This is a genomic window from Thalassotalea atypica (assembly GCF_030295975.1).
GTDB classification, from domain to species: Bacteria; Pseudomonadota; Gammaproteobacteria; order Enterobacterales; family Alteromonadaceae; genus Thalassotalea_F; species Thalassotalea_F atypica.
Genome location: NZ_AP027364.1, coordinates 330,680 through 354,369 on the forward strand (window position 1 = coordinate 330,680; position 23,690 = coordinate 354,369).

Annotated in this window: 25 protein-coding genes; 15 read left to right on the forward strand and 10 right to left on the reverse strand. The window is 40.2% G+C overall.

The features are described from left to right. Positions 1-876 (reverse strand): LysR substrate-binding domain-containing protein, encoded by an 876-nt coding sequence (locus QUE03_RS01480; protein WP_286264373.1) that lies wholly within the window; start codon positions 874-876, stop codon positions 1-3. A 107-nt stretch (positions 877-983) separates the two neighbouring features. Between QUE03_RS01480 and metE the strand changes: the two genes are divergently transcribed. Next, the gene (gene metE, locus QUE03_RS01485; RefSeq protein ID WP_286264375.1) at positions 984-3,239 is read left to right on the forward strand and encodes a 5-methyltetrahydropteroyltriglutamate--homocysteine S-methyltransferase; all 2,256 of its coding nucleotides are present in this window, start codon (positions 984-986) and stop codon (positions 3,237-3,239) included. Between the two features lie 165 nt (positions 3,240-3,404). Here the strand turns inward: metE and QUE03_RS01490 are convergent, their stop codons facing one another. The 4 genes from QUE03_RS01490 to zur all read right to left on the reverse strand — a co-directional run bounded on the left by QUE03_RS01490 (position 3,405) and on the right by zur (position 7,380). Continuing rightward, positions 3,405-3,866, reverse strand: a complete 462-nt coding sequence (locus tag QUE03_RS01490; RefSeq protein ID WP_286264377.1) for a chemotaxis protein CheX — start codon at positions 3,864-3,866, stop codon at positions 3,405-3,407. A 92-nt stretch (positions 3,867-3,958) separates the two neighbouring features. Beyond that, positions 3,959-4,453, reverse strand: coding sequence for a DUF6702 family protein (locus QUE03_RS01495; RefSeq protein WP_286264379.1), 495 nt, complete (start codon positions 4,451-4,453; stop codon positions 3,959-3,961). After that, positions 4,446-6,803, reverse strand: a complete 2,358-nt coding sequence (locus tag QUE03_RS01500) for a M1 family metallopeptidase (RefSeq protein WP_286264381.1) — start codon at positions 6,801-6,803, stop codon at positions 4,446-4,448. The genes QUE03_RS01495 and QUE03_RS01500 overlap by 8 nt, the downstream gene beginning before the upstream one ends. Before the next feature lie 145 nt (positions 6,804-6,948). Further along, positions 6,949-7,380, reverse strand: a complete 432-nt coding sequence (zur, locus tag QUE03_RS01505) for a zinc uptake transcriptional repressor Zur (protein ID WP_286264383.1) — start codon at positions 7,378-7,380, stop codon at positions 6,949-6,951. 411 nt (positions 7,381-7,791) lie between these two features. On the opposite strand from zur, the gene QUE03_RS01510 reads away from it, so the two are divergent. Continuing rightward, positions 7,792-10,494, forward strand: coding sequence for a TonB-dependent receptor (locus QUE03_RS01510; protein WP_286264385.1), 2,703 nt, complete (start codon positions 7,792-7,794; stop codon positions 10,492-10,494). 54 nt (positions 10,495-10,548) lie between these two features. On the opposite strand, the gene QUE03_RS01515 is transcribed toward QUE03_RS01510, so the two are convergent. Then, positions 10,549-11,436, reverse strand: a complete 888-nt coding sequence (locus tag QUE03_RS01515; protein WP_350227413.1) for a LysR family transcriptional regulator — start codon at positions 11,434-11,436, stop codon at positions 10,549-10,551. 167 nt (positions 11,437-11,603) lie between these two features. Between QUE03_RS01515 and QUE03_RS01520 the strand changes: the two genes are divergently transcribed. Beyond that, complete coding sequence (locus tag QUE03_RS01520; RefSeq protein ID WP_286264387.1) at positions 11,604-12,026, forward strand: rhodanese-like domain-containing protein; 423 nt, start codon at positions 11,604-11,606, stop codon at positions 12,024-12,026. Positions 12,027-12,207: 181 nt separating this feature from the next. Here the strand turns inward: QUE03_RS01520 and QUE03_RS01525 are convergent, their stop codons facing one another. Both QUE03_RS01525 and QUE03_RS01530 read right to left on the reverse strand, forming a co-directional pair. Further along, positions 12,208-12,438: a hypothetical protein gene (locus QUE03_RS01525; protein ID WP_286264389.1), complete on the reverse strand. Its 231-nt coding sequence runs from the start codon at positions 12,436-12,438 to the stop codon at positions 12,208-12,210. 40 nt (positions 12,439-12,478) lie between these two features. After that, the gene (locus QUE03_RS01530) at positions 12,479-12,853 is read right to left on the reverse strand and encodes a Cif family virulence factor (RefSeq protein WP_286264391.1); all 375 of its coding nucleotides are present in this window, start codon (positions 12,851-12,853) and stop codon (positions 12,479-12,481) included. A gap of 106 nt (positions 12,854-12,959) precedes the next feature. Between QUE03_RS01530 and QUE03_RS01535 the strand changes: the two genes are divergently transcribed. The 12 genes from QUE03_RS01535 to QUE03_RS01590 all read left to right on the forward strand — a co-directional run bounded on the left by QUE03_RS01535 (position 12,960) and on the right by QUE03_RS01590 (position 21,193). Beyond that, positions 12,960-13,832 carry a LysR family transcriptional regulator gene (locus tag QUE03_RS01535; RefSeq protein ID WP_286264392.1) on the forward strand — a complete coding sequence of 291 codons (873 nt, stop codon included), beginning with the start codon at positions 12,960-12,962 and terminating at the stop codon, positions 13,830-13,832. Between the two features lie 153 nt (positions 13,833-13,985). Continuing rightward, positions 13,986-14,954 carry a tRNA dihydrouridine(20/20a) synthase DusA gene (gene dusA, locus QUE03_RS01540; protein ID WP_286264394.1) on the forward strand — a complete coding sequence of 323 codons (969 nt, stop codon included), beginning with the start codon at positions 13,986-13,988 and terminating at the stop codon, positions 14,952-14,954. Positions 14,955-15,251: 297 nt separating this feature from the next. Further along, positions 15,252-15,506 carry a hypothetical protein gene (locus QUE03_RS01545; RefSeq protein WP_286264396.1) on the forward strand — a complete coding sequence of 85 codons (255 nt, stop codon included), beginning with the start codon at positions 15,252-15,254 and terminating at the stop codon, positions 15,504-15,506. 6 nt (positions 15,507-15,512) lie between these two features. Beyond that, the gene (locus QUE03_RS01550) at positions 15,513-15,680 is read left to right on the forward strand and encodes a hypothetical protein (RefSeq protein ID WP_286264397.1); all 168 of its coding nucleotides are present in this window, start codon (positions 15,513-15,515) and stop codon (positions 15,678-15,680) included. Positions 15,681-15,773: 93 nt separating this feature from the next. Then, complete coding sequence (locus QUE03_RS01555) at positions 15,774-16,631, forward strand: sulfurtransferase (protein WP_286264399.1); 858 nt, start codon at positions 15,774-15,776, stop codon at positions 16,629-16,631. A 381-nt stretch (positions 16,632-17,012) separates the two neighbouring features. Continuing rightward, positions 17,013-17,315 carry a hypothetical protein gene (locus tag QUE03_RS01560; protein WP_286264401.1) on the forward strand — a complete coding sequence of 101 codons (303 nt, stop codon included), beginning with the start codon at positions 17,013-17,015 and terminating at the stop codon, positions 17,313-17,315. Between the two features lie 11 nt (positions 17,316-17,326). Then, a complete protein-coding gene (gene pspA / locus QUE03_RS01565) occupies positions 17,327-17,992 on the forward strand; it encodes a phage shock protein PspA (RefSeq protein ID WP_286264403.1) in 666 nt (221 codons plus the stop codon). Positions 17,993-18,153: 161 nt separating this feature from the next. Then, on the forward strand, positions 18,154-18,363 hold the full coding sequence (locus tag QUE03_RS01570) for a PspC domain-containing protein (protein WP_286264405.1): 210 nt from the start codon (positions 18,154-18,156) through the stop codon (positions 18,361-18,363). Positions 18,364-18,411: 48 nt separating this feature from the next. Then, positions 18,412-18,753, forward strand: coding sequence for a hypothetical protein (locus QUE03_RS01575; protein WP_286264407.1), 342 nt, complete (start codon positions 18,412-18,414; stop codon positions 18,751-18,753). 196 nt (positions 18,754-18,949) lie between these two features. Further along, positions 18,950-19,405 carry a copper chaperone PCu(A)C gene (locus QUE03_RS01580; RefSeq protein ID WP_286264409.1) on the forward strand — a complete coding sequence of 152 codons (456 nt, stop codon included), beginning with the start codon at positions 18,950-18,952 and terminating at the stop codon, positions 19,403-19,405. A 9-nt stretch (positions 19,406-19,414) separates the two neighbouring features. Next, positions 19,415-20,401, forward strand: a complete 987-nt coding sequence (locus QUE03_RS01585) for a DUF2333 family protein (RefSeq protein WP_286264411.1) — start codon at positions 19,415-19,417, stop codon at positions 20,399-20,401. A gap of 3 nt (positions 20,402-20,404) precedes the next feature. Further along, entirely contained in the window at positions 20,405-21,193 is a 789-nt protein-coding gene (locus QUE03_RS01590) for a TIGR04219 family outer membrane beta-barrel protein (protein WP_286264413.1), read from the forward strand. A 394-nt stretch (positions 21,194-21,587) separates the two neighbouring features. Here QUE03_RS01590 and envZ read toward each other — a convergent pair whose 3' ends face one another. After that, on the reverse strand, positions 21,588-22,880 hold the full coding sequence (envZ, locus tag QUE03_RS01595) for a two-component system sensor histidine kinase EnvZ (protein ID WP_286264415.1): 1,293 nt from the start codon (positions 22,878-22,880) through the stop codon (positions 21,588-21,590). A 12-nt stretch (positions 22,881-22,892) separates the two neighbouring features. Then, positions 22,893-23,618: an osmolarity response regulator transcription factor OmpR gene (gene ompR / locus QUE03_RS01600; RefSeq protein WP_286264417.1), complete on the reverse strand. Its 726-nt coding sequence runs from the start codon at positions 23,616-23,618 to the stop codon at positions 22,893-22,895. Between the last annotated feature and the right edge of the window lie 72 nt (positions 23,619-23,690).

The window sequence follows — 23,690 nt, forward strand, 5'->3', positions numbered from 1 at the left end:
CTAGCCAAGCGTTAATTCTAGCTGATTAAATTGCTGCTTTGAACTTATGAACATCTGTTCGAAGAGTATTTTCGTTGCGATACTCTCTTGGTGACTTAAGTACATATGACTAAACATGCCTTCTTGTGTGATCGGCCTGACACTAATTAAATCACTTGCGGCATAAGTTGAAACTAACCAGTTAGGTAAAACGGCAATACCTACGCCTGCACAAACCATTTGTAAAATTGTATGGCTATTTTTTATTTGCTTCACTTGTTTCGGTTCAATGCCATGGGGCAACAGTAATTGCTTAAAAATATCCATTTTTTTCTGTGCGATCGGGTAAGTGAGTAGCGTTGATTGTTTGAAGTCTTCTGCACTGAGGTACTTTTGTTTTGTTAGTGGATGCCGTTTAGCCAGTACCGCGACTAACTCAAATTGTCCTAGCAAGTGAGGAGCCGTGTTAGATGGTTTTTCATCGCAAAACAGAAAATCGACTTTATCTCGGTCGTCAAATAACTCGTCAGTAAAATCAAACTCTACACCGTCTACTTCAGTCTTTACTTGCTCAATAACTGGGATTAACCACTGAAAACACGCGTGACAAGCGATGCCAATGCTGTATGTGTTAGTTGTTGAGGCAACAATGTCTCGCTCTGTCTGCTGCCATGAAGGTAAAACGTTTTCAGCCAATGTTAAAATTTGTTGTCCTTGAACGGTAAACTCAATAGGTGTTGAACCGCGGATAAAAAGCGGCATTCCGATCTTTGATTCCAGATCTTTCACTTGGTGAGAAAGCGCCGACAGACTAATAAACAAGCTGTCTGCTGCTTTTCGCATGGAGTTGTATTTTGCCAATGCATTTAATGTTTTTAAGTGTTTAATTTCTAACATGTTGAAATTCCTACAAGTGCTGTTGAAGAATTTGCGATTGCCAACATTCTTCTTAAAGTTGATTATATACACCTAAACATCTAGACGTCCAAATAAAGTTGAGAAATATGATCACACATAATTTAGGTTTTCCAAGAATTGGAAAAAAAAGAGAATTGAAAAAAGCATTAGAGCAATATTGGCAGAAGAAGATATCTAAAGTTGACTTGCTCGATCAAGCGAAACAAATCAGACAGGAAAACTGGCAGACACAACATCAAAATGGTGTGAATTTAGTCCCTGTCGGTGACTTTGCTTTGTATGACCAAGTGCTGTCTACCAGTATTATGCTTGGCATTGTGCCAAAAAGATTTCAAAGTAATCAATCAGTTTTAGATACTGAGTTTGCTATAGCGAGAGGACAAAGTGGCGGCGAGTGCAACTGTGCGGCCAGCGACATGACAAAGTGGTTTGACACAAACTATCACTACATAGTGCCAGAAATAACTGCGTCAACCGAAATATGCATTGATACCGCAGCACTTGTTGGACAAGTTAAAGAAGCAAAAAGTGCAGGTTATCAATGCAAACCTGTCATTATTGGCCCAGTGACTTATTTGTATTTAGCTAAATCCACGATTGAAGATAAGATCACCTTCTTGCCAAAATTGCTTGAAGCTTATCAAGTGATCCTTGATGAGCTTGCACAGCTTAATTGTGAATGGATCCAAATTGATGAGCCTATTTTAACCCTAGAGTTGAACGAACAGTGGCAACACGCGCTCACTACCACGTATCAACAACTCAAAAAAACGAGCAGTAAGTGGCTACTAGCAACGTACTTTGGCCGAGTAGATCACCTCTCAAATCTGGTGTCGAAATTGAATGTTGATGGCATTCATTTGGATACTGTTGCAGAACAAGGAAATATCACTGAATTTGTTTATAGTTTGCCAAATGATTGGGTCATTTCGTTAGGTGTGATTGATGGACGAAACGTTTGGAAGTCAGATCTTGTCTCCATCTATCAACGTATTTCGCCGCTGCTTAATGTCCTCGGTTCGCGTTTGTGGCTGGCGCCTAGTTGTTCACTATTGCATAGCCCAATTGACGTAAATTTAGAGAAGAATTTAAATGAAGAAGTAAAATCTTGGCTAGCCTTTGCTGTCCAAAAATGTAATGAACTTGAGCTATTGGCCTTTGCACTTAAAAGCAAAAATACCGATGACATTACTAAGTATTCAACCCCTGTATTGCAAAGCTTGGTCTCTGAAAAGCGTAACAATAATAAAGTTAAAACAGCTATTTCTGCATTGTCTACTGCTGACTTTGAAAGAGCGTCACGCTTTGAGCAAAGGCAAGAAATTCAGCAACGCGCTTTAGGTTTACCGCTATACCCAACGACAACGATAGGTTCTTTCCCGCAAACCGGTGATATTCGTGCAACGCGCGCCAAATGGAAGCGAGAAGAACTAAGTGATGTCGAATATCAAACAGCGATCAAGTCTGAAATTGCCTCGGTTATTCGCAAACAGGAACAAATAGGGCTTGATGTCTTAGTACATGGTGAGGCCGAGCGAAATGACATGGTTGAGTACTTTGGTGAACAGCTCGACGGTTGTGCAATTACTGAGTTTGCTTGGGTACAAAGCTATGGCTCTCGTTGTGTTAAGCCTCCAATTATTTACGGTGATGTTTCTCGTCCACAACCGATGACGACTCCTTGGATCAGCTACGCAAATTCGCTCTCGGAAAAGCCGGTCAAAGCTATGCTTACAGGGCCGATTACGATCATGTCTTGGTCTTTCATTCGCAATGACATTGCCCGTGAGCAAGTCGCTAAACAAATTGGTTTGGCCATTAAAGAGGAAGTGAGTGATTTAGCTGATCATGGCATTGGGATCATTCAAATTGATGAACCTGCCATTAAAGAAGCGATGCCGTTAAAGCAAAGTCAATGGGCGAAGTATAGTCAATGGGCTACAGAGGCTTTTAGGCTATGTAGTGCTCATGTTAGTGATGAAACACAAATTCATAGCCACATTTGTTATTCAGAATTTAATGACATTCTTGCCTCCCTCATTGACCTTGATGCGGATGTGCTCACTATTGAAACGTCACGTTCTAATATGGAAGTGCTTGAAGCATTTGAACAGCTGACCTATCCGAACGCATTGGGACCCGGTGTTTACGATATTCACTCGGCCAATATACCCAGTATTGAATGGATTAAAGATCTGATCGTTAAAGCTGGGGAGTACTTACCTAAAGAGAGAATTTGGGTTAATCCAGATTGCGGCTTAAAAACGCGTGCGTGGCCAGAGACTGAAGCGGCATTAAAGAACTTAGTGAAAGCGGCACAGGAGTTACGATTGGAAAATTAAGTGACGATGCATCGGTCAACATAAATAGCCATTTCAAAATAGAAATGGCTATTTTATTCGTCAATTTTTTTCAGTACAGAAAAAAAATGGCCATTCATTGAAACGAATAGCCATTATAAAATCGAGTTTATATTGTATTGATTATCGTAAAACAGGAATCAATTACTAGTCGAAACTAAATTCAATAAATGCTTTTCCATGGGGAGAGCTTAATGGGATGATAACAATCGGGCCTTCCGCTTTATGATTAATGGTGTGGTTCTGACCAGACACAACCATAGGTGTTGCCATATCGAATTCAAAACCTTTTTCACTTAGCATACGTTTTGCGCCACCTGTTACCATATTGGTTATTTCGCCAACCAAGTCAGTAATCTCTTCGTTAACAGTGTCAGGCGCTTCACCCACCATGTTTTTCATGGTGGCTAAGGCAAGAGAGCCTTCAAATGTGATAGATAAAGAGCCTTTAGCTTGATCACTTACCATACCGATCAAACCAGAAACATCGCCCTTTGCGACTTCGCCTTGTTTCAATTTAGGCTTTTCAGGAGTCAATTCCATCATTGCCATGGTTGACATGACATTAAGCATTGAAGATAAGAAAGGATTAATAAACTCTACATTCATGAAGCGTACCGGGCCTTATTTGTTCGCTAGTGCATAATACAAATGCATTAATATAAATACTAATTTAACATATCTAAATGTATTCGCACTAATTATTGTTCTCTAATTGGCCTAATTCGAAGAGTTTTGTTAAAGGTTAAGCTACCTTTGGCATTATCGCTTCTATAATTCACCGTGTTTATTTGGTGATCATACGTGTCGATGAGCAAACTGTTTCTGACTTTTAGACCCATAAAACTTTTTTGATATGAAGCTTGTTGATAAACAAAGATTTTATCTCGTATAGCTTCTATACCTATCCACTTTATCGGCACAATTTCATTTTCTTTAACTAATTGAAAATATTGCTCAATGTAGTTTCGTATCAATAATTCGTATTGCGGATGCTCTGGACTGAAATTGATTTGCTCAACTTCAGCGATAGCGTTCTCAATATCATGAGCGGTTAGCTGATGAATGATTTCCAGTTGTTGAGTATCAGGGTTGTTAACGAGATCTGTTAGCGCAAAAAAATACTTATGAGCTGCAGCAAAAGCTGCAACTCCAAGTAATATGCTTACAATAAATACTTTGACTAGGTTAATCATTACCTTCTTCTTTTTTCTCATTTCCTTGGTCATCTAACGACTTCAACTCTTCATTGTAGTCACGCATCATGTCATCTTTCTTGCGCTTATAAAGCTCAAAACGTGATTGCACAGGGCGTGCTGGCCAGTAGTTGTTGTTCACATCTACATCAGCTGTTTCCCAGTGTGGATCAAGGGCAATTTCTTTGATTTCTTTATCTGTGATGATGAGCTTAGAGACTTTCTCTGGCGACTTCTTCCAAATTTCCGCTGGAATATGCATTTGCTCTTTTGAGTCATCAGCGTAAGTAATGTCTAAAATGATTGGCATGACTAGTCCGCCTTTATTAGAAAAATCAACAATATAAAATTTATTGTCGTTTACTAATAGGTCTTTTTCCCATTGCTCAAGCTTAGCATGATTTTTATTGTATTTATTACGTTTAGCATTCGTTGCCGTGAACTTGTCGTGCTCATTGTAAAAGTCTAACAATTCAGGCTTGTCATGTGTTCTGCGCCACATGCCTTCATTACGTACCTTTGAGATAAAGTCTGGATTTTCGTTATCTAATGCACGTTCCCAAGCTTCTTCTGTGTCTGGATTTTGGCTGTTTGGACGATACAAGTGCACGGTATCGATAGCTAGGTCAACGTGATCTGTGGTGTAGAACCAACCGCGCCAAAACCAATCCAAATCAACGGCAGAAGCATCTTCCATGGTACGGAAAAAATCTGAAGGAGTTGGACGTTTAAACTTCCAGCGTTGTGCATACTCTTTGAAAGCAAAATCAAATAGCTCACGGCCCATAATGGTTTCACGTAAAATATTTAATGCGGTTGCTGGCTTACCGTAAGCATTATTTCCAAACTGCATAATAGATTCTGAGTTGGTCATGATGGGTACTTGGTTAGTACTTTTCATGTAAGTGGTAATGTTAGCTGCATCGCCACGACGAGACGGGTAGCCTTCTTCCCATGCTTGCTCCGCAATGAACTGTAAGAAGGTATTTAAACCTTCATCCATCCAAGTCCATTGACGTTCGTCTGAGTTAACAATCATCGGAAAATAGTTATGACCGACTTCATGAATGATAACGCCGATCAAGCCATATTTTGTGCGACGAGAATAGGTTTTCTCACCAGTTTTTTCATTCAGTGTTGGACGAGGACCGTTAAAGGTGATCATCGGGTATTCCATACCGCCAACTGGGCCGTTTACAGAAATTGAAACAGGGTAAGGGTAAGCAAATGTATACTTGTTGTATTGCTCCATAGTGTGGATAATCGCTTCGGTCGAATACTTCTCCCATAGCGGGTTACCTTCATTCGGGTAGTACGACATCGCCATGGTGTCAGTATCACCTTCATTGTATCCTTGTGCGTCCCAGATAAACTTACGACTTGAAGCCCAGGCGAAATCGCGGACGTTCTTCGCTTTGAAATGCCATGTTTTAGTTTTAGTTGAACGTGATTTCTCGTTCGCTAATGCTTCGTCAGGAGTAATAACAAGAACTGGCTTTTTCGCAGTTTTCGCTTTCATTAAACGATCGCGTTGCGCTTTTGTTAGGACTTTTTTAGCGTTTTGTAGTTCGCCTGTTGCCGCAACAACATGATCCGCAGGTACGGTAATTTTTACGTCATAATCACCAAATTCTAACGCGAATTCCCCACGACCTAAAAACTGCTTATTTTGCCAACCGACAGCATCATAATAAGCCGCGGCACGAGGGAACCACTGGGCTATTTCATATAAGTAGTTATCGTCCTTTTCAAAGTACTCAAAACCACTTCGACCACCAAGCACTTTTTGCTCATGGATTTGGTAATTCCATTCAACATTAAACTTAACGTTGTCACCTGATTTAAGTGGCTTGGGTAAATCAATACGCATCATAGTGCCGTTAATGACATAATGCAGTGGCTTATCGCTGGTGTCCGTCACTTTGGTGATCTTGTAGCCACCGTCAAACTTGTCGTTTTCGACAATATTTCGAAAGCCCTTATATGTCATTTTGTCTTGGCTTGGTGCACTGATGGTTGACTTGGCACCCGCATTACGTTTCATGCGGTTTTGATCAAGTTGAAGCCAAATATAACGCAGTGTGTCTGGTGAATTGTTTTGATAATCAAGCGTTTCAAAACCAGTTAGTTGCTGCTTCTCATCATCTAATGAAATGTTAATCTTATAGTCAACGTCTTGTTGCCAGTATTGATGTCCCGGAGCACCAGAAGCCGTACGATAGGTATTCGGCGTTGGTAACAATTCTTCTAGTTGACGAAATTTGTCATCAAATGGCGCACCTTTTGCGATAACACAGCTGGAAAAAGCGGCTGCAACACACAACAGCGCAGAGCGCATGGAAATGGTCATAGTCTTCCTAATGAGTAAATGAAATGGAATTTATAATTTTATGGGGTACGCTTATACCATATTCATAGGTTGCAAGTTAATAGTGGAATAAGGTGTTTGCGCTTAAATTACGCTATCTTGCGATAAGCGGTATCCTAGCTGGAAATTAACAGCTCTGACATTTACCGTGGGCTTCAACAATTTGATGACTGATACTAAATCCACTGGCATCAGCCATGGCTCTGATCGCTAGGTCAAGATTGTTAGACTGTATTTCTTCGACATGCCCACATTGATCGCAAATCAACAATTGCACGGGGTGATTACAGTCACTAAAATGGTGACACAAAATAAATGCGTTAATGGATTCAATTTTATGGACAAAACCTTGCTGGCTTAAAAAATCCAATGCGCGATAAATGGTGGCCGGTTTCGCTGCGGCATCGGTTCGCTTCAATTCTTCAAGTAAATCATATGCTCCTACTGCGCCTTCGTGTTGTGTCAGTAGTAAAAAAACTTGTTCTCGAATACGGGTCATTCTTGCGCCACGTTGTTGGCACACGTCTTTGGCTTGTTCGAGTAAGTGTTTTGCGCTCATAAGATTCAAAAGTAAAATTTTTTATCAGTTTACCATAGTGGAACTTTGCGTCTATAGGGAAAGAGGGGAAGAAGTTGTGATTAGGTCATTGAAATTTCAGCAACTCAGTTAAGTGGGTCTGCAAAAATATGCGCTCTTGAATAACAGTTAAAATAATCTGTTATTGAATATTTCTAGTTGAAAATTATTTTGTTAACACTTTTCCTTAAAGTCGCTCATATCGTTGATTAATTGCGCTTTTGTAACCGGTAGTGTAACCAGCATGTATCGATTTGTAATTGCGTATTTTGCATACGTATTCAGGCACTTTAATTGAACTTTTTTAACGCTACTATGCGGGCATGAAACAGTGATTGATAAGTTTCAACATGGCTTTCAAGCCAAACAATTAAAACGGCTAGGTAAACAATTATGTTCCCATTCAAACGCAGTGCGCTTTACTGTGCATTGCTAAGCGCTGGCGTAAGTACTTATAGCGTTCAAGCAAACCAAGACTTACCACAAGTAGAAGCACCTGAAGATATCGAAGTCATTCAAGTGCGCGGTATCCGCAGAAGCTTGGAAGCTTCTCAATCAATCAAAATGGATAATAGCTCTATTGTCGAAGCAATATCTGCTGAAGACATAGGCAAGTTACCGGATGTCAGTATTGCTGAATCACTAGCACGACTCCCCGGTGTCACCGCACAACGATTAAATGGGCGTGCCCAGAACATTAGTATTCGTGGTATGTCGGCAGATTTCTCTTCAGCGCTATTTAATGGGCGAGAAGTAGTCTCCACTGGTGATAACCGCGGTGTAGAGTTTGATCAATTTCCATCAGAATTACTCAATGGCGTGTTAGTGTACAAAACACCTGATGCCTCATTAATTGGTCAAGGTTTGGCCGGTACCGTAGACATGCAAACCATTAAACCGCTAGCGCATGGCGAACAAACGTTTAGTGTTGGTGGTCGTTATGAGTGGAGTCAAGATGATGCGGTTAACCCATTAGGTGAAGATCAAGGTGAACGCCTTAGTGCCACCTATATTGATCAGTTCCTCGATGATACGCTAGGTTTAGCCATTGGCTATTCACACACGTCTACGCCAAACCAAATCGAGCGATTTGAAGCTTGGGGCTACCCAGAAAACGATCAAGGCGAGCATGAGTTTGGTGGCGCGAAAGTGTCAAATACATCCAACCTTCTTGAACGCGATTCAGTGATGGCTATTATTGAATTTGCACCGAATGCTGACTTGCATTCAACCCTTGATTTGTTCTATTCAGAGTTTGAAGAAAAACAAAATATCACCATGATGGAAATGGGCTTAACCTGGTCGGGTGCACAATTACAGCCAGGTTATGAAACTGATGAGAATGGTAACGTCATCGCTGGTACATACGACGGGGTAAAACCGATTGTACGCAATGACTTAAACACCCGTGATAGTGATATGTTCGCGATTGGTTGGAACACTAACTACAACCTTAACGATGATTGGAGCATGGAGTTTGATGTTGCTCATTCAAAGGTTGATCGTGTTGACATGAATCTTGAAACCTACGCCGGCACTGATGGCGTGACAGACACCATTTCTTATGAGATGACGGACAAAGGGCCACAATTTACTCACGATATTGACTACAGTGACCCAACGCAAATTGGTTTAACTGACTCTGCTGGTTGGGGACAAGCAGGCTTTAACAAATTCAGTTACATTGATGATGAAATTAACCAAGTTCGCCTCGCAATTTCACGTTATATCGACAGCGAGGTATATAGTAATGTTACCTTTGGTGCTCACTATATTGAACGAAGTAAAGAAAAGTCTGCTGATGAATATATTATCAAAGGCATGGCTAATGGCGCCGACATCTACTATGGCGCGCCTACCTCAGGTACGGTTGATTTCGACAACTATGGCTTAGGTGAGGTGGTTGTTTATGACCCGTGGGATTTATGGAACAGCGGTATCTATGAAATTGAAGAATATCAGCATCCAGATGTCACGGAAAAAGCCTGGTTAGTGGAAGAAAATGTGCTCACGCTATACACCAAATTAGACATTGACACAGAAATCAGTGATTACGTGTTAAAAGGTAATTTCGGTTTCCAAGCGGTGTATACCGATCAATTTTCAGAAGCACTTAGTTCAGATGCAAATAACAACTTAGTATCAGAATCTGGTGGCGATACTTACTGGGAGTTTCTTCCTAGCCTTAATTTAAACTTAAACCTGACCGATGAAGATGTATTACGTTTAGGCATTGCTAGAACCTTATCTCGCGCCCGTATGGATGATTTACGCGCCAGTGGTCAATACAGCTTTGATCCGAAATTTGAAAACGGTACTGATTTAGATGGTTCACCGTGGAGTGCTTCAGGTGGTAACCCTGAGCTACGCCCATGGATCGCTAACGCCATTGACCTATCTTATGAACATTACTTTACTGACAGCAACGGTTACTACGCGGTTGCTGTGTTCTATAAAGATCTAGAAAACTATATCTATAATGAGCAGGTAGAACATGACTTTACGGGTTATCCAGTGCCTGATAACTGTACCGACAAAAATGGTGATCTAGTGACTTGTTCACCTGAGTTTTATGAAGGTTATAGTTCAACACCGCAAAACGGTGAAGGTGGCGACATCTCTGGTGTTGAGCTTAGTGTCTCATTAACAGGTGAAATGTTTACACCAGCACTTGAGGGCTTTGGCGTATTGCTTAACGGCTCATACACAGACAGTAGTATTCAACCGGATCCAAACAATAGCTCAACTCCATTACCAGGTTTATCTGAAAAAGTGCTAAATACCACAATGTATTATGCGCAAGAAGGCTTTGAAGCCCGTGTCAGCAGCCGCTACCGTAGTGAATTTCTTGGTGAAGTCTCTGGATGGGGCGGTGGTCGAGAGCTAAAAATGATCCAAGCCGAAACAATTGTTGATGCACAAGTAAGTTATTCATTTGCAGAAGGCTCTCAATTCGATGGCTTAACCTTATTACTGCAAGGTAATAACTTAACCAACGAAGCGTTTGAAGTTCTAGAAGACGGTGATGAAAATCGTATTATCGACTATCAAGAGTATGGTCGTACGTTTATGTTCGGTGCTAACTACACGTTCTAATAGAACCTCTGTTTAGTTCTAAAAAAAGGGTAGCCATAGCTACCCTTTTTTCGTTTAACTAAATTTAGGGCAAGGAATTTGCCACAACACTTTGACTTCCTGAAGCATGGCTTTCATTAAAGGTTCGCTTATTCGTTGTTTATTGGTGACAAAATACAGCGTTGTTTCAAAATCTAGTTGTGGCAGTACCTTAACATCACCGTTTCGCGCACTATCAAGCGCTTGGTTTTTCTCGATAAAACTTAAGCCGTGACCTGCTTTTACAAGTGACAATCGAGAAAGGTTGTCATTAGCCTTGAATTTAGCATTCGTATGATTTTTTAATTGTTTACTCAGCAGTTGATCAAACGGACAAGAACTGGCCATGGTGATCCATGTTGCTTGAGCTAGTGCTAATCTTGTTGCACTTTTTGTCAGGGGACTGTCTTTTGCTGCGATTGTCGTGATGCGCTGCGAGCGCACGGGCAGGGCAAATAGGTCATCAGGAATGTTGCCATAAATATAACCACCATCTATTTCACCGTTACGAACTTTTTCCAGCGTGAGACGGGTTGAATTAGTGAAAATTTCGACACTGATGCCCGGGCATTTTTCATCGAGATTATCGAGCAAGTCGTTGACTAGCAAGTAGTCAGGGGCTTGGTTTATCGAGAGCTTAAAGCTACCAATCACTTCATGTTGATTGGCCGATGCTAAGTTGACCATATCTATAGCAGCATCAAGGGTATGTTGTGCTTTTTCTAACAAAAGCGTGCCTTTTGCCGTGAGCTTCATACCTTTACTTGAACGTATAAAAAGTGATGTTTTAAGCTCTGCTTCAAGGGCTTTAAGGTGAGCGCTGATGGCCGGTGGCGTGGTACACAGTTGTTTAGCTGCTAGCGTCAAATTGCCCGTTTGTGCGACGACAACAAATGAACGTAAATGATAAAACTCGATGAGAATTTGCCCCGTACCTGTTTAAGTATTGTTCGGTATTATTCTATGAAAAAGAAAAAATGCCTATTCATATTTAATTAACACAGCGTTCATTAAGTATGAATAGTCAACTCTGATCCTTGCGGCTATCTTAAACAAATGAAATCACTGATAAACCTAATGGAAGGAATGCCATGAAAACTCATTCGAATGTACTTGCAGTAACCCCTGAAAATTGTGATACAGCTCATCAGTACTTTGCCAAAAAGCTCAGCGTTGAGACTGATTGTTCTGATGTTTACACCGATATTTGCGACGGTAATAATGACTTTATCCTACTTGATGTACGCTCTGTGGAAGCGTTTGAAAAAAGTCATGCTATTACGGCGTTAAATATGCCACATGCCACGATTAATGAGCAAAATTTTGACCAATTTGAAAAAACGGATGTTTTCATTGTTTATTGCTGGGGGCCAGGTTGTAATGGCGCGACAAAGGCTGCGAGTAAAATTTCTGCATTAGGTTTCGCTGTGAAGGAAATGATCGGCGGTATCCATTATTGGGAAGACTTTGAGCGTTATCCAGTAGTCAGAAGAGAAAAAGAACCACTAGTTTAGTGCTTGCTTAACATTCACTAAAATCGGCGCTAACTATCGAAGGTTTAAAGGTTGTTGGTATAACCGTATTATTTTGATTCGTGTAATGGATATAGCAACGATCTTGATTGACATTATTGCCAAGCGGGAATATCACAAATCCTCTCCCAGAGCCGAGAGAAGAATATACTCGGCTCTTAAATCAGCCCTGTCCTCGCTGGCGAACGCACCAAGTTAAGCTGGTATCGTTGCAATTATTGGTACTTACTTGTGCGATGTCTTCAAAATCGACCAAATGCACTAACGTATTATTCCAACGTCTATCAGGCAATATGCCTCTTACGCTAATTGCTTGATTATTACTTAAGGTGAATCGATTTTGATTTACTTCACCTTGAAAAACGATATTGTTAGGTAGAGCTACAACTGACAATCGTTAGCTCAGCAGTCGGACTGAGAATTTGCCCCACTACCTATTTTTCACCTTGTATTTCGAATGAGTCACTTTTTAAACGTGCTTTCCCATCTGCTTCAACTACCCAGTGTTCACGGTGCACAACACCAAAGGCTTTATTCATTTCCCAATTTGAGGTGAGAATATATCCGCCATCGTCAGCTGGGTCCCATTGAACATTAGAATAGGCGACATTAGCAAAGCCTTGGTCGATAATGTTTTGCCAACATCCTTGGATTTCTTCTCGGCCTTTGAACACACCTAGTGGTTTTGCTTCCATGATACAGTTTTCAGTGTATTGGTCGGCACATCCTGCAGCATCTTGATTATTGAACGCTTTTTGCCAAGCATCAATTCCCGCTTTGCAAAGCGCTAACGTGTTTTTATCAGCCATGTTTTTTTCTCGTTAATTATAAGGACAGGTCAATAATAAAGTCTTTCATTAAGCTTAAAAACAAAGATAATAGAACTTACTGTTTTGTTTAATCGGACAATATAAAATGAAAAAGTTACCTCACATGTCAGTGTTTACTCATATTGTTGAAGCCGGCTCAATTACAGGAGCGGCAGAGTCACTTCATTTGTCAAAATCGGTAGTGAGTCAACACCTTAAAACACTCGAAAACGAGTTGGGTGTTCTATTAATCAAACGTAGTACTAGAAAGCACACTCTTACCTGTGCAGGAATAAATTTCTATGACTCCTGCAAAGAAATAGACAAAATCACGGAGCACGCATGGCAACAAGCGCAGGCATTAAAGGACACGCCTAAAGGTTGTATAAGAATTACAGCGCCTAATGCGCTCATGGATGTAGTAATAGCGCCAGCTATAGGACAACTACTGAAACAGTATCCACAATTGGAAACTGAATTGATTAGCGGTGATACGCAATTAGACCTGATGTCAGATAATATCGACTTAGCCATTAGAGTAGGTCAATCTCGAGCAAGTAACATTAAGCAACGCAGGATCGGACAGTTTCGAGACATTCTTTGTGGAACTGATGATTTGGTTCAAAAAAAGAACATAAACAAAGCTGTGTATATCGCTAATAAATGGCAAGGCAAACACATTAGTCACAATTTTAGAGATGAAAATGGAAATGAAGTGCATTATGGAACAACAGCCCAGTGTCAAACAAATTCATTTTATTCGTGTTTAGCCTTAATCAAAAATGGAGCAGGTATTGGCTTGATTCCTGATTTTCAATTTAATATGTGTAAACCTGATTTATGTGAAGTTTTTCCAAGGTTAAAACTGCCAATAAATCAGGTGTACGCATTACATACTCATGACAACTACCTTCCTTCTAGCATCAAGGTATGTATTGAGGCGATAGAAAAACGCCTGACCAAGTTATCCACAAGATGATTTGTTCATACATAAAGTCTTAAAAAGATATCTGGCAGCAATTCATAGGTTTTTTGTTTAACAATGATGAATTACGTATAATATTGCTATCAATGCAGTCGCTTTTTTTGACGCCTACATCCCATTTTACTTTAAAGGTTTTTTGTTAACTTTATGATTTCACATAAACTCTCCGTTGCACCGATGCTCGATTGGACTGATCGTCATTGTCGATATTTCTACCGTCAAATGTCCAAACGAACGGTGATGTATACCGAAATGGTCACAACTGGTGCAATTTTGTTTGGCAAAGGTGATTATTTAGGCTTTAACGATGAAGAGCATCCGGTGGTTTTGCAACTCGGTGGCAGCGACTCTCAAGCTATGGCTGAGTGTGCGAAACGAGCAGCGGATCTTGGTTACGATGAAATAAACATTAACGTAGGTTGTCCTTCAGATCGAGTACAAAATGGTCGTTTTGGCGCTTGTTTAATGGCAGAGCCTGCGTTAGTTGGCGAATGTGTCAATGAGATGAAAGCTGTGGTTGATATCCCAATTACAGTAAAGTCGCGCATTGGCATAGATGATCAGGACAGCTACGAGTTTTTACATCGATTCATCGATACCGTGAAACAAGCCGGGTGTGAGCACTTTATCGTGCATGCACGTAAAGCATGGTTAAGTGGTTTGAGCCCTAAACAAAATCGTGACATTCCTCCTCTTGATTATAACCGCGTTTATCAGGTTAAGCAGGACTTTGCTGACTTGGAAGTGTCAATCAATGGTGGTATTACTACACTCGAGCAAGCGAATGAGCATTTACAGCATATTGATGGCGTGATGATCGGGCGAGAAATTTATCAAAACCCTTATATGTTGGCGTTGGCTGACAATACATTATGGGGAGACAGCAACAAAATTATCTCGCGTGAAGAAGTCTTAGCGTGCATGGTGGCATATACCAATCGCCATATTGAACAAGGTGGCAAAGCCAATCATGTTACTAGGCATATGCTGGGTTTATGTAATGGGCTCCCTGGCGCAAAACAGTTTAGACGTTACTTAAGTGAAAATGCGCACCTACCGGGTACCCGTGGCGAAGTGCTCAATCAGGCCTATCAATTGGTTGCAGAGAAACTTTAACACTTCAATTTACTTAATGGCTTGTTTCATTGGAAACCACTCTTCCCGATATCGGGAAGAGTATCCCGAAATCGGAATTTACTAATTGGCTAAATTAACTAATTGTTAGTAATTTATCTCAAATTAGCCACGCTTAACTCCCTCAGCAGACTTTTGTTATTTTACCTAAAAACTAAATATTCATTAAATACAAATGGTTATAAAAAATTGTTACAGCTGGCACAACCTTTGTAACAGTTAGTGCAACTTAAGTAATACACAAGTTAAAAATTCAACAGTCATAAAAGGGAAATGAAAATGAAATCTTTAATCTCAGTCGCGTTTATTTCAGCCATGGTAATCGGTTTTAATGTACAGGCAACATCGCTAGAGCAATCAACTGCACAAGTTATGGCACAACAAACAGCAAAACTTAACCAGCATATTCAATTGCAATTGAACACAGACATTCAGTTTGCAACTCATACGATGAAGATGCCAGTAGTTGCAGAGCAAAAAACCTTGGTGGCTAAAACAGCTAAACAAGAAAAGAAAGCGTCAGACAGCGAGTAACCGATTATGTTAAGTCTTTCAATGATATTTGGATTCATGATGTTGCCAGGGATTGCCGTACTGGCCATGTCATTTATTGTTAGTTTTTTAGAATCAGAGCCAGTCTCGCTGGCTCGAAAAATGTTAAATAGCGTCAACACCAAAGAAGAAAACTGTTGGGAAGTAGAAGCGTAATATTTTGTCTACTTTCCAAGCCTTCTATTTTTATGTACAAACCTGAGAATATTCGTTAGTTTTTATTTACGCGTTTATCAGTAAATAGAAATTATGCCAGCTAAACCTCCTTCACTTATTTCTGTCTCAGTACTTTTCCAACAACTGAATAACCCGTCGCTTATTATTCTTGACGCTAGCATAGCACCAGTCGGGAAGATGGCTACACCCCGCGCGGCATGGCCGGAAGTATCGATTCCAAACGCACGTCGATTTGATATCGAAGGTGATTTTTCTGATCAATGTAGTCAATTACCCCACACTTTACCTGCTCCTGCGCAATTGAAACATGCTTGCCAAAAACTGGGTATTAATAAGGATAGCTTTGTTGTTGTTTATGATAGCTACGGGATATTTTCCAGTGCCAGAGCGTGGTACATGCTAAAGGCGATGGGACTTAAGCATGTAGAAGTATTAAATGGTGGTTTGCCCGAGTGGCTGAACCAGGGTTATGAAACGACTAATGCCGTGTTGAATTCAAACTGGCCGTTGGGAAATTTTACCCCATCTTTTGATTCTCGTTTTTTCTGTAATGCAGATTATGTTCAAGATAACTTGAATAATGATGATGTTAAAGTACTTGATGCTCGTGCATTTGAACGCTTTGCCGGTCAAACTGCTGAGCCACGAGAGGGTGTTCGTTCAGGACATATTCCTAATGCATTAAACCTTCCTTACAATCACTTAATAGTGAATGGTCATTTAAAAGATCTAGCGTCATTGAAAAATGCTTTTGACGAAAAGAGTATTGTTGCAGAAGATACACTAATCATGAGCTGTGGCTCGGGTATTACTGCCTGCATTTTAGCTTTGGCCGCACAAATCGTAGGATACGAAAACATCACTGTTTATGATGGCTCATGGAGCGAGTGGGGTAGTGCTCACAATAGGCCAATAGAAATTAGCAAATAAGCAACGTAATTGGGGACAATTATAATGTGAGAACAATTTTACTTGTCCCAATATTAAAGTCATCGGTAATACTTCCCTGCCTGTTGAACCGAAATTCCATATACCCACGCTGCTCCTTTTTCATCTCGTTGTTCTAACTTATATCTTCATTTTGGCCAATAGAAATGAATTGGTTAAATAAACTAATTTGATGGCTAATTATACTAATTAATCGTGCGACATATTATGTCTCGTGGTGTTCGTTGTTTTTTATTGTAGCAATAAAATTCTTTGATAACAGTGTGTTAAGTGTTTTTTAACGCATTGGCACGTCACTTGTAATATAGAAATCAACTAAGTTAAGAAATGATGAAATTCACAAGAGTTTTTAAGGACAGCAAAATGAATAACTTACAAAAGAAAGCAGTAGCAGCAGTATTAATGGTGTCATCTATGGCCGCCGTATCAACGTCAGTACAAGCTCAAGAAGCAAGTGTTGAACGTGTGTTAGCACAAGTTGTTTTCAATCAAGGAAAGCAAGTTATGAGCGAACTTAGCGTGCAATTACAGCAGAACATCAAACAAGAATTAAGTCGTTTTTCGATTGATACCTCAGCATCTTGGTTATCAACACCAGCTGTTTTGGTGAGCCAATCCAAGAAAACAGAGCAAGTTTTAACAACACCAAAATCATCTGAAGAGTAGGGAGAAATACCATGGGAATGTTTACAAGATTCGCAGATATTATTAATGCCAACATCAATAGCATGTTAGACAAAGCAGAACATCCAGAAAAAATGATTCGACTAATCATTCAAGAAATGGAAGAAACCTTAGTTGAAGTGCGGGCGACAGCGGCAAAACACATTGCAGAAAAGAAAACGTTGCAACGTCAGATAGACGCGCTAGCGAAAGGAGTTGCGCATTGGCAGCAAAAAGCTGAATTAGCGGTATCAAAAGGACGTGATGATTTAGCTAAAAGTGCTTTAGTTGAAAAGCAAAAAAATGTTGAACAAATGGCTCAGCTTCAAGAAGAACTGGATAAGTTAGACGAGTTTTTACAAGCAGTACAAGACGATGGTCAACGCTTGCAGCAAAAACTTGCAGAAGCAAAACGCCGTCAAGATGCTTTATTACTAAGGGAGCAGTCAGCAGTTGTTCGCTTAAAAGTAAGAGAGAAAGCTACTCGCTATAACATCGATGATGCGATTACTCGATTTGAACGTTATCAAGAGAAGATTGATCGTGTAGAAGCTGAAGTTGAAGCTTACGACATAACGCACAGTAATAACGATTTAGACAGTCAAATTAGAGCATTGGAAACAGATGAAAGTATTGACAATGAGCTGGAAAGTCTAAAACAAAAAGTGGCTAACGGTTAGTTGCCATAAGGCGAAAATAGGATGCAAGAACATGGACGTTAACTGGGTGTTCGTCATGCTATGTTTAGCACCCGTTATAGCATTTGCATTGAGCGCAGGTGTAGCACAATTTATCAAACGGACTTTTAATAAGTCTTCGCATAAAAGGTAAGGGGAATGTTATGAGTTACGAACGAAGTTATATCGTTAAAAAGTCATTAACCAAAGACGTGTTGAACAAGAAATTATCAGGAGTTTGTGCAGGTATTGCTAAATACTATAAATGGCCAAGACTAATGGTAAGAATTTTGGCGATAGTGGCGCTGATCACTTTCCCTGTAGCAACGGGTGTTGCTTATATTGTTGCAGCAATGTTGTTACCAACTCGTTAGATTGCAACATAAAAACAATCTAAACATCATTTATTTAAGGAGCCACAAATGTCATTTTTTAAATCACTTGTCTTAGCTATTGTTGCGACATTGTTTATCACTTATGTGCTGGGTGTGGGCTTACTTGAAGTATTTGATGTTGATATTTACTTAGACGAAGAAGTGGTAGAGCCTTTAAAAGCAATTAGCTTCTCTGCCTTAGTCGTTGTTTGTATTGTACTGGCAGCGGTTGCAATAGTCTTTACTGTATTTGGCACGCTAATATTTGTTGGTTTAATGGTATTTGGTGCAATAGCGTTAGGTGCAATTGGTGTATTTTGGCCGATTATTTTAGTAGCAGCAGTAATTTGGTTAATTTGCAGAGATAAGCCACAAACACGTTATAGCTAATTTATCTTGAAACCATCGAGAAAGGCTGCACTTAAGTAGCCTTTTTTTGTGGTATTAAACGAGCAATAAGAAACACACTGCTGGCGTGAAAATTGTTCACATGTAAATCGTTAATTAAGTTATCCATTTAGCGCGAGCTTGGTTACAATAGAGAGAATAAAACAAAGCGCCTATTAAAAAGGATGAATAGCCCAAAATGAAGAGTATTTTTAGAGGTTTATTAGCGATAACGTTTGCATTATGTAGCATTAATATCGCAGCACAATCAATTTCAATCGAGGATGGTTATGTGCGTGAAGTGATCCCGGGTAACACAATGACTTCTGCCTATATGGTAATTAACAATGACAATGTAGAGAGTATTTCATTGATTGGTGCTAGTGCCAACGCCAGCCCTCGCGTTGAGATTCATGCGCATAGTATGGAGGCTGGCATGATGAAAATGCGTCAATTAGACTCTATACAAGTGAAAGGAAAACAAAGTGTTACTTTACAACCTATGGGCTTTCACCTGATGATGTTTGACCTCGCCAAGCCATTAAAGGCTGGTGAGCGCATTGAAATGACATTGAAGTTTTCAGGTGGTAAGGACGTTAAAGTCACTTTACCTGTAAAAAGTATTAAACAAAAAAAGAAACACCATCATCATTAGGAGCTCATCATGAACATCACCACTAAGACGGTAGCAGGTGTTATTTCAGGTTTCGTGTTCATTCTATATTTTATTGGCGTTTATTGGAGTTTTGAGCCAAACGAAATAAACATTAAAGAACAAGTTACGCTTGATGCAACGCAAGAAAACGTTGCTCCTGTGGTAGGCTATACCACAACAACGGCTTTGATCCGAGTCAGCGAAACATTACTCAATAAGCCAGGTGGTTATTTGTTAAATGACGCTCTACCGCCATCGGTATTTCTCGATAATATTCCTTCATGGGAATTTGGCGCACTAGAAATGGTGCGTGATATGGCATTGGTGATGCGCCAAGAATTTAGCCGTTCGCAATCTCAATCGTTAGAAAATCAACATTTAAAGAATGCTCAACCACAATTCAATATCGATAGCACGAGCTGGGCCATGCCCAGTGCAGAAAGTGAGTATCAAAAAGCCATTGATGAACTATATTTATATCGAAAGGCGCTGACCGATGTTAATTCCCAAAGTGCGCAATTTTACGCCAGAGCTGACAATTTACAGGACTGGTTAAAAGAGGTAGAAAAACGATTAGGTAGCTATTCACAACGACTAAGCGCTAGCGTCGGCCGCGACCAGCTCAATACAGACTTAGCCGGCGATAGTAATGCGCAGCAATCAACAGCTGTGCCATCAAGCTTAACGATGAAGACCAGTTGGTGGAAGATCGATAATGAATTTTATGAAGCTCGCGGTGCGTGCTGGGCATTACTACACTTCTTAAAAGCTATAGAAATAGATTTCCATGATGTGCTTGAAGACAAAAATGCGACGGTCAGTGTTCAGCAAATCATTCGTGAGCTAGAAGCAAGTCAGCAAGCCGTATGGAGTCCACTGGTGCTCAATGGGGATGGTTTCGGTTTGGTCGCAAACCATTCTTTAGTGATGGCGAATTATATTTCCCGTGCCAATGCGGCACTTATAGACTTAAATAAATTACTTACACAAGGATAAAAAATGAAAAAAACGCTATTAGCATTAACGTTAAGCTGCGCTAGCATTCTGTCATTTAGCGCTCATGCTGATGCGGTGGGTTTATATATTGGTGGTCAAGTCTGGGATAACGCAGCCTCTGGCGTCTTTGGTGAAAGCTCCGATATGGTTGATTTTAACTTGTCGGACGAACAACAAGGCAGTTATTTTATTGCTATTGAACATCCGTTTCCTTTCATACCCAACGTTAAACTCTCAAGTACAGACCTTGAAACATCAGGTTCAACGTTACTCGGCAGCAACTTCGAATTTGGTGGTGAGGATTTTGCATCGGGAAGCCAAGCCAGTGCCGATTTTGATTTGAGTTACATCGACTACACTTTGTATTATGAATTGTTCGACAATGGTTTATTTAGTTTCGATGTTGGTTTGACAGCAAGAGACTTTGATGGTGATATATCAGTATCGAGCACTATGCAGTCTACAGATCCAGACGGCAACCCTATTTCAGAGACATTAACTGGTTCAGAATCTATTTCTGAAATAGTGCCTATGTTATATGCCTATACCAATATTGGTTTGCCTTTAACGGGACTAAACTTCTTTGCGGAAGGTAACTTTTTATCTTTTGATGATCACATGATGTACGACTATCAAGCCGGTATAAGTTATGAGCTTGTAGATAACCTAGCGATTGATGTCAATGTTACGGCAGGCTATCGTGCAATGAAATTAGAATTGGAAGATTTAGACGAATTATATACAGATTTAGAATTTGATGGGCTATTTGCAGGCGTAGTTGTTCATTTCTAATCAATCTCACCAAGGTAACCCCAAAAATAAAGCCAGCGTAACGCTGGCTTTATGATATTTAGCTACAAAAAGCTATTTATTAACAAAGGGTTAATATTCACCGTTTGAAAAATATAGATTATAATAAGAAAAGGCTTGTGCAGCATAACGAGGGATTAACGTGCTTTATATCCTAATCTTTAAATTAACATTATTTTTTGCGCATGGCTAAACAGGTAGACTGCAACAGCACTAAGAAATGAAGAAGCTAATTGTAAAACTAAGTGTGCTGACAATACTGATAAGCACCTTAAATCAATCGGCCATATTCGTAATTTGAGCTTGCACTTTTTCAAATCTAAAGCAAAATAATTATTGAACATTACCCCTTAGCGTTGTTGATGGATACATCGTTCTAGTGCTTTAATGGCAAGATAATCTTAGCTTGTAACCCACCAGTTTCTATATTTCTTAGCACAACACTACCACCGTGGGTATCGACAATTCGTTTGATAATGGCTAAACCTAACCCGCTGCCCTCTGTACCTCTTGCTTTATCACCTTGCGTGAAGGGCTGAAATAGTCTTTCAATATCTGCTTCATCAATGCCACTGCCTTCATCACTGACTGAAACATAGGCATTATGTTTATCTTCAATACCTGTTTCCACCGTAATTTTGCCATCGGTATAGCGGATCGCATTTTGAATCAAATTGGCGATAGCACGCTTTACCGCAATATATCTAAGTGGCAATTGAGGGCTTTGGTGGCCGGTGAATTTAACAACGCGATCGGTGGGTGTTTCAGCCTGGACAACGTCTTCAACCAATACATTGAGCTCTGCGATTTCCGCTTTATCTTTACTGTCGTGTCGTATGTAGTCGATAAACTGATCGATGATCGAGTTCATGTCATCTATATCGCTTTCTATACCTTCTTTTAAAAAGTCATCTTCGGCTGACATCATTTCTGAACATAATCGAATACGAGTTAAAGGGGTTCTTAAATCGTGGGAAATACCAGCCATTAGCAAGTTTCTGTCTTCTTCAAGTTGCTTGATGCCTTTAGACATATGATTAAAGGCTTGGGTAACAGCAACAATTTCAGATGTACCAACTTCAGCCAAAGGCTCGGGGAAATCCCCTCGGCCAACTTCTTCCGCTGCGTGCTGCAACGATTGTAAAGGTCGGTTTAGTTGTCGAACAAATATCCAGCCACCTGCCACAGATAACACACTTAATATCACCAAAAATAGCAGTAAAGGTGAAAAGTTTGCTTCTTCTAAGCCTGTGAGTGGAATTTTTACCCACAAACTGGGCATTTGTGGTGGTCGGATCCAAAATAAATATTCCTCTCCTTGAGAAATTCTTACTTCAGCTGGTCCATCTAAGAGCTCAGACATTTGTGATGAACGAAACTCTAGAAATACCGCGTCTTGAAGGCCAAGTTGCATTGCATCTCGTTCGCGATAAACACCTATGCCTGTTTCTCGTTGAAATGCTTCTGCCATAGCAGGACTGAGCTCAGCATCTTTTATGTCGATAAAAACCACGCGTACTTGTTTGGCGAGCAACTCATTTATTTGTTGAGTACTTGGCTGGATAATGTATAAGCTGACCGAAATAAACGAGACAACTTGGTTTATCATTAAAAGTACACCAAGTAATAATACGGTTTGCCCAAAAGCACTGCGTGGCAATATCTTCATAAATAACTTTAATTAGGCCGCTTCTTGTCCATCAGGAACAAAGACATAGCCAAGTCCCCAAACAGTTTGAATATAGCGAGGCTTCGCTGGATCTTCTTCAAGCATACGACGTAATCGTGACACTTGTACATCTATACTGCGTTCAAGTGCAGAATAATCACGACCACGGGCCAAATTCATCAATTTGTCACGAGAAAGTGGCTCACGAGGGTGTGTAATTAAGGCTTTTAATACTGCGAATTCACCACTGGTTAGCGGCATATTCACATCCCCTTTGTTCATTTCGCGTGTAGCTAAATTTAGCTGATATTCACCAAACGAGATGACATTCTCTTCAAGTGATGGTGCGCCCGGTGCTTCTGAAACACGACGGCGCAATACTGCTTTAATCCGCGCTAATAATTCTCGTGGGTTAAACGGCTTGGGCATGTAATCATCAGCGCCTAATTCAAGACCGATAATACGATCCACCTCATCGCCTTTCGCAGTTAACATGACAATCGGAATATTATTACCGTCTTGACGAAGTCGACGACAAATAGATAGTCCATCTTCACCTGGCAGCATTAAGTCGAGCACTAGTAGGTGAAAATTTTCCCGCTCAAGTAAGCGGTCCATTTGCTCTGAATTTGCCGCACTTCTAACTACAAATCCTTGCTCAACTAAATAACGTTCAAGAAGCGCGCGTAAGCGCATGTCATCATCGACGACTAAAATTTTTGGTGTTTCTTGTCCCATAACTCACCCGTTTCTTTGCTTAATATATTTTGACTATAAGACATCTTTACCAATAATGAAAAAGCTAGAATG

Excerpts from the sequence above, each read along its gene's own strand:
- QUE03_RS01510 (WP_286264385.1), top strand. The coding sequence starts at position 7,792 with ATGTTCCCATTCAAACGCAGTGCGCTTTACTGTGCATTGCTAAGCGCT.
- QUE03_RS01530 (WP_286264391.1), bottom strand. The coding sequence starts at position 12,853 with ATGGCTGATAAAAACACGTTAGCGCTTTGCAAAGCGGGAATTGATGCT.
- QUE03_RS01545 (WP_286264396.1), top strand. The coding sequence starts at position 15,252 with ATGAAATCTTTAATCTCAGTCGCGTTTATTTCAGCCATGGTAATCGGT.
- QUE03_RS01535 (WP_286264392.1), top strand. The coding sequence starts at position 12,960 with ATGAAAAAGTTACCTCACATGTCAGTGTTTACTCATATTGTTGAAGCC.
- metE (WP_286264375.1), top strand. The coding sequence starts at position 984 with ATGATCACACATAATTTAGGTTTTCCAAGAATTGGAAAAAAAAGAGAA.
- QUE03_RS01495 (WP_286264379.1), bottom strand. The coding sequence starts at position 4,453 with ATGATTAACCTAGTCAAAGTATTTATTGTAAGCATATTACTTGGAGTT.
- QUE03_RS01480 (WP_286264373.1), bottom strand. The coding sequence starts at position 876 with ATGTTAGAAATTAAACACTTAAAAACATTAAATGCATTGGCAAAATAC.
- QUE03_RS01550 (WP_286264397.1), top strand. The coding sequence starts at position 15,513 with ATGTTAAGTCTTTCAATGATATTTGGATTCATGATGTTGCCAGGGATT.
- QUE03_RS01580 (WP_286264409.1), top strand. The coding sequence starts at position 18,950 with ATGAAGAGTATTTTTAGAGGTTTATTAGCGATAACGTTTGCATTATGT.
- QUE03_RS01585 (WP_286264411.1), top strand. The coding sequence starts at position 19,415 with ATGAACATCACCACTAAGACGGTAGCAGGTGTTATTTCAGGTTTCGTG.
- QUE03_RS01575 (WP_286264407.1), top strand. The coding sequence starts at position 18,412 with ATGTCATTTTTTAAATCACTTGTCTTAGCTATTGTTGCGACATTGTTT.
- pspA (WP_286264403.1), top strand. The coding sequence starts at position 17,327 with ATGGGAATGTTTACAAGATTCGCAGATATTATTAATGCCAACATCAAT.
- ompR (WP_286264417.1), bottom strand. The coding sequence starts at position 23,618 with ATGGGACAAGAAACACCAAAAATTTTAGTCGTCGATGATGACATGCGC.
- QUE03_RS01570 (WP_286264405.1), top strand. The coding sequence starts at position 18,154 with ATGAGTTACGAACGAAGTTATATCGTTAAAAAGTCATTAACCAAAGAC.
- QUE03_RS01590 (WP_286264413.1), top strand. The coding sequence starts at position 20,405 with ATGAAAAAAACGCTATTAGCATTAACGTTAAGCTGCGCTAGCATTCTG.
- QUE03_RS01520 (WP_286264387.1), top strand. The coding sequence starts at position 11,604 with ATGAAAACTCATTCGAATGTACTTGCAGTAACCCCTGAAAATTGTGAT.
- envZ (WP_286264415.1), bottom strand. The coding sequence starts at position 22,880 with ATGAAGATATTGCCACGCAGTGCTTTTGGGCAAACCGTATTATTACTT.
- QUE03_RS01500 (WP_286264381.1), bottom strand. The coding sequence starts at position 6,803 with ATGACCATTTCCATGCGCTCTGCGCTGTTGTGTGTTGCAGCCGCTTTT.
- QUE03_RS01490 (WP_286264377.1), bottom strand. The coding sequence starts at position 3,866 with ATGAATGTAGAGTTTATTAATCCTTTCTTATCTTCAATGCTTAATGTC.
- zur (WP_286264383.1), bottom strand. The coding sequence starts at position 7,380 with ATGAGCGCAAAACACTTACTCGAACAAGCCAAAGACGTGTGCCAACAA.
- dusA (WP_286264394.1), top strand. The coding sequence starts at position 13,986 with ATGATTTCACATAAACTCTCCGTTGCACCGATGCTCGATTGGACTGAT.
- QUE03_RS01555 (WP_286264399.1), top strand. The coding sequence starts at position 15,774 with ATGCCAGCTAAACCTCCTTCACTTATTTCTGTCTCAGTACTTTTCCAA.
- QUE03_RS01560 (WP_286264401.1), top strand. The coding sequence starts at position 17,013 with ATGAATAACTTACAAAAGAAAGCAGTAGCAGCAGTATTAATGGTGTCA.